This window comes from Arthrobacter sp. UYEF21 (genome assembly GCF_040546085.1).
Taxonomy (GTDB): Bacteria; Actinomycetota; Actinomycetes; order Actinomycetales; family Micrococcaceae; genus Arthrobacter.
On sequence record NZ_JBEPNF010000044.1, the window covers coordinates 1 to 1911 of the forward strand.

Genomic DNA, 1911 nt, shown 5'->3' on the forward strand with positions numbered 1-1911 from the left:
TGGTGGGGAGGTTGAGGGTGGGGTTTTGGTCGAAGAAGCCGTGGGGTTCGAGCATGAAGCCGATGTTTTGGCGGGGCATGATGGGCCAGTCTTCGAGGCGGACGACGTGGTGCATGCCGAAGGTGTACCAGACGACGAGGTCTTGGTCGACGATGTTCCGGTCGGCTTGGGTCCAGATGTGCAGGCCGTCGTCGGCGCCGGTGGCCTGGTTGGGGAATTCGCCGGCGGCGAAGCGTTCGGTGCGGTCGTAGGCGGTGACCCAGAGGTTGTTGCGGGCGAATTGGGCGCGTTTGGACACGTAGGATTCGTCGCCGGCGGCGAGTTGGATGCCGTTGGTGGGGATCAGGCGGTAGGCGACGGGTTCGTTGACCAGGTTCTTGCTGTCGCGGTTGGCGATTTTCCAGAAGCGGTGCTTGGAGGAGTCGGTTTTGCGGATGGCGGCCTGTTCGGTTTCCAGGAGCCGGTCCACGGCCATGAAGGCGGTGTGGGTGGGGTTGTGTTCGGGGATTTCCATGTCGACTTCGTAGACGGCGTTGGTGGGTCCGTCGATTTCGAAGTCCATGCGGACGTTGAACATGTGCTGGTGGATGGGGGCGTAGAGGCCGTCGTTGTTCAGGGTCTGGCCGTAGGGGCTGTTCTCGCCGGGTTTCTGGCCGGCGGTGGAGAGGATGCCGGTGGCTTTGACGAGGAACTCGATGCTGCCGTCGAGGAAGAGGTGCCAGTAGAAGGCGTATTCGTAGTTCGCGACGGTGGCGATGAAGGAGATGACGAGTTTGCGGCTGCGTCGGGTTTCGGCGGTGCCTTCGCGGAAGTCGAAGTGCTTCCAGAGGATGGAGTCGTCTTCCTCGTGCATGCAGATGGCGTTTTCGATGGTGAAGGGGTTGCCGTGGCTGTCGGCGGTGTGGCCGTCGAAGTATTTGATTTCGCCGAGGCAGTCGCAGCCGAGGGTGAGGGAGTTGGCCATGTTGCCGATGTTGTATTCGCCGGAGTCGAAGGCGTTCTTTTTGGCCTGGACGGGGGCGGTGTCGCCGTACGGGACGACCATTTCGGAGAGTGAGGCCCGGTTGATGACGGGGCGTTCGACGCCCTTGTTGCGGAATTTCAGCTGGTGCAGGACCAGGCCTTCGCGGGGGGTGAAGCCGACGCGGAAGGACCAGTCGGCCCACTGGACGTGGTTGCCGGTGACGGTGTATGACGCGCCTTCGGGCTGGGTGATGGAGATGGGCTTGAGGTCGGTGCGGGCTTCGCCGACGTACTTGGGCAGGTAGTTCCCGCTCGCGGACGGGACCGGGATGGCCTGGTCGTCCTCGACCTTGACGACCTCGCCGGAGTTCAGGTCAACGATGACGATGAAGTTCTCGATCGGGTGGGCGTAGGGGCTGTCGTCGGCTTCTTCGCGGACGAAGACCAGGGCGCGCATCAGGCGCCGGCCCTGGTCGTCTTCGCCGAAGTAGCCCACGGACCAGGGTTCGAAGCAGACCAGGGACATGTCGGTGATCCCGCGTTTGGCCAGGGCGGCCTGGACCTCGGGGTTTTGCCGGCAGCTCTCTTCGCCTTCGGCGAATTCGTCGAGCATGAACGGGGGCTGGACGTTGGCGGGGAGCTGTGTCCATTTCGAGACGATGCCCGAGTCGAGGTCCACGATCGCTTCGTAGGAGCGTGCCTCGGCACGGTTGACCAGGACCGCGTCGGCCTCACGGACGGTCGCGGCGCCGGTCCGGAGCAGTTCCTTCTCCGGTTCGCGCAGTTCAATGCTGATGAAGCGGAAGGATTCGGCCGCGGCAGGGCCGTCCTTCAGGATCGCGGCGGCCCGGGAAATCTCCTCACGGGAGAGCGGATCGAGCGGGTGTGCTACCCCGACCTCGGTGTGGATTTCAGTGTTGAGAGTCATGGTTTTCTCCTTGGTTCTTT

At 63.4% G+C, this 1911-nt stretch carries 1 protein-coding gene; it reads right to left on the reverse strand.

What is annotated here, in order from left to right:
* Window positions 1-1891: primary-amine oxidase (locus ABIB27_RS19240; protein ID WP_354254694.1), on the reverse strand; the 1891-nt coding region annotated here is incomplete at its 3' end.
* Between the last annotated feature and the right edge of the window lie 20 nt (window positions 1892-1911).